The 5,516-nt window shown below is 57.2% G+C and carries 5 protein-coding genes; all 5 read left to right on the forward strand.

What is annotated here, in order from left to right:
• The first annotated feature begins 492 nt into the window (after positions 1 to 492).
• The 5 genes from K1Y02_24875 to K1Y02_24895 all read left to right on the forward strand — a co-directional run bounded on the left by K1Y02_24875 (position 493) and on the right by K1Y02_24895 (position 5,427).
• A complete protein-coding gene (locus tag K1Y02_24875) occupies positions 493 to 783 on the forward strand; it encodes a hypothetical protein (protein MBX7259615.1) in 291 nt (96 codons plus the stop codon).
• Positions 784 to 815: 32 nt separating this feature from the next.
• Positions 816 to 2,168 carry a hypothetical protein gene (locus K1Y02_24880; GenBank protein ID MBX7259616.1) on the forward strand — a complete coding sequence of 451 codons (1,353 nt, stop codon included), beginning with the start codon at positions 816 to 818 and terminating at the stop codon, positions 2,166 to 2,168.
• Between the two features lie 26 nt (positions 2,169 to 2,194).
• Positions 2,195 to 3,844, forward strand: coding sequence for a hypothetical protein (locus K1Y02_24885; GenBank protein ID MBX7259617.1), 1,650 nt, complete (start codon positions 2,195 to 2,197; stop codon positions 3,842 to 3,844).
• A 32-nt stretch (positions 3,845 to 3,876) separates the two neighbouring features.
• On the forward strand, positions 3,877 to 4,875 hold the full coding sequence (locus K1Y02_24890; GenBank protein ID MBX7259618.1) for a prolyl oligopeptidase family serine peptidase: 999 nt from the start codon (positions 3,877 to 3,879) through the stop codon (positions 4,873 to 4,875).
• 333 nt (positions 4,876 to 5,208) lie between these two features.
• Positions 5,209 to 5,427 (forward strand): hypothetical protein, encoded by a 219-nt coding sequence (locus K1Y02_24895; GenBank protein ID MBX7259619.1) that lies wholly within the window; start codon positions 5,209 to 5,211, stop codon positions 5,425 to 5,427.
• The last annotated feature ends 89 nt before the right edge of the window (positions 5,428 to 5,516 follow it).

The raw sequence follows: 5,516 nt of genomic DNA on the forward strand, positions 1-5,516 counted from the left end.
CCGCACTTGCCCTGTTTGGGTTGCTGCTCTCCATTGGCTTTGTCTACGTATTAAACAAGAAGAAGATCTACATTCGCGTGTGATCGCGAATCGCTGGTCTCTCTCTAGAGGACGTTCTACTATATAGTGCAAGTTCGTTGCACTGGAATGTGCCGGGCGCACGGTCTGTGATTGGTCACAGACCGTGCGTTTTGATCTTGTGGCGGTGCCGATACGAGGAGTCTTGCCCAGAAGTCCCTTGCGAAACGAGGGACTTACGGGTCGCAGGGGGCAATCATTCCCAATTTTTCAAGGAATTATATCTGCGGCTTTGTCGGCGAGACATTACAGGCTCGATTGACCCGCCTTGAGCCTCTTCCACGCTTACAGCGTGGTTTCCTTTTTTGGGGTTCTGTACCCAGGGTAACGCGGTCATGAACGACCGCGTCACCCTGGGCTGGGGTATTTCGTGCTTTCAGCACTCAAGAGGAAGGGGCAAGTCTGGAAGTGGACATGATGGACATGATGGACATGATGGACGTGATGGACGTGATGGACGTGATGGACGTGATGGACGAGATGGACGAGATGGAGACCTGTGGTCGTGAGAGTGGTCCGCCTGAGGCGGATCGGGAGACCACGCCACAGCAAGAGTGTGTAGGCATGGGCGTAGGTGTGGGCGTGGGCAGTTGGAAGAGAGAGTGTGTGGCACGAATGACGGGCGGACGTGAGTCGCGAACGACGGTATTTCACCAGCGATTGCATCCCAGGAGATTGGTGACATCTGGACTATGGGCAGATTGACCGCGATCTCTCGCAACGCTAGAGTTGTCGGCATGAGTACAGAAACACGGCACGATTATGTGCAGGACTTGGTTCTCCCCACGGTGTTGTTTGCGGCGTTGGGCGGAATGACGTGGGCGGTGCGCGGCTGTTCGGGGTATGGCGGCTCGATGGGTTGCCTCTTCGCGGGTGTGACGTGGGGCACGGCGTGGTGGTTTATCGCACGGGAGCCGGGCGAGATTCAGTCGCGGCGGTACACATCGGGGTGGATTATTCTGGCGCTAACCATAGGCATTGGCATGGCGGGCGCGCGGGGATGGATGCAGTGGCCGAGCTTCTTTGCGGGCCGCCTCATGACAAACGCGGCCCAGAACGAGTTCGTTCCTATATCGCGCGCGTATGGTTTTTTGTGGTTGTTCATCGCGGGGATGCCGTGGGCGGGGCTGGGGGCGTGCATGTTGGCATGGTGCGGCGCGGAACGTCCGGCCAACGCGTGGCGCATTGCCATGCGATGGACGCTACGATTCGCGTGCGGGTTCGCGGGAGTCGTTATCGCCAAGCATCTGCTCGACACATACCCGGAGATGTTTCATCCGCTGTATAAATCGATAGCCGCGAAGTACGAGGATCTTGAAAACAACCCTTCGTTGAAACGGCTCTTGAGCGACAACCGCGCGGCGATTGCGCACATGGGGATGTACCTGGGTTTTCTGGCGTTCGAGGCCGCACGGTTGCACCGGAAGAACGTCATTCTGATCGTGACCGTTGGAACGGTGAATGGGCTGGGCTGGGCATTGCTGCAGAACTGGAAGTGGGCTCCTGGACTCTTTGGAGGCGACATTTTCAATTGGTGGCGGTGTTGGGAGTCGTCAGGGGGCATCAGCATCGGCGTGGCCTATGGCATCGCGTATTTCCTGGTGAATCGGAAAATGTCCGAAAGCGAAAAGGCAACACTGGAGGTAAGTTGGGCGAGCGATCATCCGAGACTGGAACGCTTTGGCGCGTATCTTGGGCTGTTGCTTGGACTGGGATTGTCGCTGCGCAGCGGGCTGAAAGGGTGGGCAAACATCTACCTGGGCAATGAAGAGTATTGGAGCCACGTCCTGTGGTTGGTGTTTGGCCCGTTGTTGATTATCGGCCTTCTGTGGCTTGTTGTGCGGACGTTCTTCGTGCCCGGGAAAGAGTACTTCGAGGACGATGCGATGCCTCACGCTTATGCGATCATGTGGCTGGTCCTGATTGTGCAGAATGTGTGCGCCCAATTGGTGACAGGTCCCAAGAGCCATCCCGGGGAATTGGCCTTCAGCATTTACTATTTGGTCTTGTTCGCGGTTACGGGTTGGATTGTGTATCGGTACCAACGCGAAAAGCGCGGACCTGTCAGAATTGCGCAGGCGCAGCATTGAAAGCCTAGCCACAAACACGAGTACTGATGGTTCAACTGGATAAATCCGTTATCGCGGCACTGGCGGGCGCATCGCTTTTCATTGTCGTTGCGCAAGTGTTCGTGTTTCGTCGGCTGCGTCCCGAGATAGAAGAAGCGTCAAGCGAATGGACTCCGCGTCCGCTGCGGTTCCGATTCGAACGACTCGACGCGGTGAGCCTCGGTGTGCTCGCCGTTATGACGCTGTTGTTGTGGATTGGCCGAGGAGACTTCCCGCCTCTGCCGCCAGACAATCTCTATCACATGCGCGTCGTTCAGGGGATTTTCGCGATACACGGAATTCCGTATTGGGACACGTGGAGCTTTGCGCCGCTGGGCCGGCCGCACCTCTATCCCCCACTCTATCATCTACTCATTGCGGGTCTGGCGCTGTTGTTTCGAGGCGATATCACGGCAGGGTTTCAATCGGTGCAAGCGCTATCGCTGCCATTTGTCTATGGCGTAACTTGGTATTTTGCGCGGTGGCTATTCGATGCGCGCAGGGCCTTGATGGCTTTGCTTCTAATTGGCTGGGACGCTGGTTTCATTGTGCTTTCGTATATGAGCACGCCGAGCGCGCTGGCCGCGGCCTTCGCAATGCTCATGGCAATGGCATTCCTGTCCGGGCATGTATTGGCCGCGTCGGCGTTGGGGGCTCTAGCCTTCTACACGCACATGGGTAGTCCGGTGACGATTCTGACGGGGTTAGTGGTCTTCTGTATTTGGAAGCGAATCTCGCCGGTGCGATGGGTATTGCTGATAGCGCTCATCCTCGTGATGATTGTGCCGTGGTACGGCCGCGTCTTCGCATTCCGCGATTGGTTCAGCCATCCCATCGATGCGGGGGTGTACGGCGAGCATTCGGCGGCGATGAATGCACTCCTCAAGCTGTCGTGGCTTCAGTGCATCAACGTGGGACTTCTCCTCGCATGCGTGCATTCCGCGCGATTCACGCGATGGCGAAACGCCGAGAATGCATTGCTGCTGTGTCTCATCGCCGTGGGTTTGCCTTCGCTTATCTCGTATGGAGGCCGCTTCTTCGGCACGGCGCTGCCTATTTTGGCGATCGTCGCGGCGCGGCTCTTCGCACCGTTGCTGCAACGACCGATTTCCGTGAGACGAGCGCTTGCCTGCGCGTGTTTGGCGCTTTCGCCAACGGTTCTTTTGATGGGCACGGGAACGCGTATGCCCCCGGGACCGGTGCCCATGATGTCGGGATGGTTCCTGCCTGTGGCTACCGCGTCGGGATTGCTCGCCAGGCTCGAGCACGGCGAGGCTGTGGGACAGAGTCCATATAAGTCCGCTGAGCAAGCGTCTGCATACATCAGGGAACATCTGAGCGCTCGGGGGACGGTCTACTTCTTCCAGAATCGAGACATGGCGCTTTTGGTGGGCTACGCGCTGAACCGTCCAACGGACTCGGGGGCATGGGAAGAAACCAGGCCGTCGAAGCATGCACTGGACCTGCTGGAGCGCTACGCGCGCATCGACGCATCGGGTGTGTATATTGCTTTACGAAAAGGACTTATGCCGAATGGCGCAACGATTGAGAAGTCGGATGGTATATACATAGGATATTGGACTTCGCGACCGCCATCGGGCCCGGAAGCTGCGGCACGGAACCGAGTTCCGGAGGAAATCCGTCGAAGACAACGTTGACGTAATCATCGAATCTGCTCTAGACTATGCCCATGAAATTGCGATACAAAATACTCATTGGTCTTGTAGTTGTGCTCTGTATCAGCGCGGTAGGTCTTGCCGTCGCCAAGTCCGCGTGGGACCGGGAATTCCTGGTTGGTTACGACCCTTCTGCTCCCTTGAATGCGGTGGTTCGCGGCGAGGAAGAGCGTCCCGACTACCATCGCATCGACCTCACCTTCGATGGAATGCCGGGACAGGCCGTGCCCACGCTGCTGGCGGAACCCCGCGACATGTCCGGTCCGTTCCCGTGCATCATCTTCTTGTACGGTATCAATCAGAAGAAAGAGTTTCTGGATGACATCGCGGCGGTCTATACAAAGGCGGGATTTGCGATTTGTTGTCAGGAGCAATATACAAAGGGCGAGCGCAAGCTGCCGGGAAAGAACCCCGTCCGGGACCTCTTTGCATTGCGCCGGCGCGCCGCGTTGAATGTCATTGAAACGCGCCGGCTGGTCGATTATCTGCAAACACGCTCGGAGATTGCGCACGATCGCATCTATCTGCTCGGCGCAAGCTATGGCGCCATCACCGGTTGCACGGCTGCGGCGTTTGAACCTCGCATTGCCGCGGCAGTCATGACGTACGGAGGCGGTAATCTGCCGCTGCTGTTCGACAGCGAAGCGTCGAAGAAGGAACTGGGGATTCTTCACAACCCGGTCAGTTGGGTTATGCAATACGTCATGGCGCCGGCAGACCCTATCAGGTATGTCTCAAAGATCTCGCCAAGACCGTCGTTGTTTCAGTCGGGTTCCTACGATCAGATCGTCCCGGCGGCGTCCGGCGAGGCGCTTTACGAAGCCGCGAGCGAGCCCAAGAAGTTCATCATGTACGATTCGGATCACATCGGGCTTGATGAAGCACACGTCTACAAGGTGTTGAATGACACGCTTGCGTGGCTGAAAGAAATCGACGCGAGTAAGACGCGTGTCGCTGCCACCGATGTGAACAAGCCGCAATCAGCCCCAGAGGGTGCTCTCTCGTCTAATTAGGACGGTTCAGGCGGACCGGTCTACGCGCTTCCACGTAGTAGCATCGTCAAGACCACACGTTTAGCCTGTTTCGATTTGTCATGCTGAGTGAAGCGAAGCATCTGGCACTCGAAAAGTCGTTCTCAATCCAGATCCTTTTTCCGCCGTAGGCGGACTTCTAAGAAACAAGCCAAGCCTCTTGCATGTGGCGCTCCTTCAGAGCGGTCGTTAGGGTGGGTTGCTGACCTGGGGCGTCGTCCACCTTCGCCCCTCGACTGCGTCTCGGGGCTTCGGAGGACTCTGCCCCAGGCTACTATGTTTTGCGCCGTGTGGCGCGCAGGAGGAACAGACGGTGTGAGTAGTGAACGAGAGCACATGTTGTCCGATGCCGAGTTAAGGCCGACTCCCTGCCCGTCGTTTCTATCACCAAAACCCGCGCTCGCGCAGTCCTACGCTCAGGATGACAATACGGTCTACTGCATCTTGAGCCGATACTTTTTTCCGCCTCAAACGCTGCGCCGTCGTGCTTGGCTCATTTGTTGCCTGGAGAATTACTTCACGATCTTGCGGTAGCGGGCGCGGCGGTTTTCGAATAGTTTGCTGCCCAGTTCTTTGAGGCGCCACTCTTCGTAGTCGCGATAGTTCCCTTTGAACCAACGGAC

It is taken from the genome of Candidatus Hydrogenedentota bacterium (genome assembly GCA_019695095.1).
Classification (GTDB): domain Bacteria; phylum Hydrogenedentota; class Hydrogenedentia; order Hydrogenedentales; family SLHB01; genus JAIBAQ01.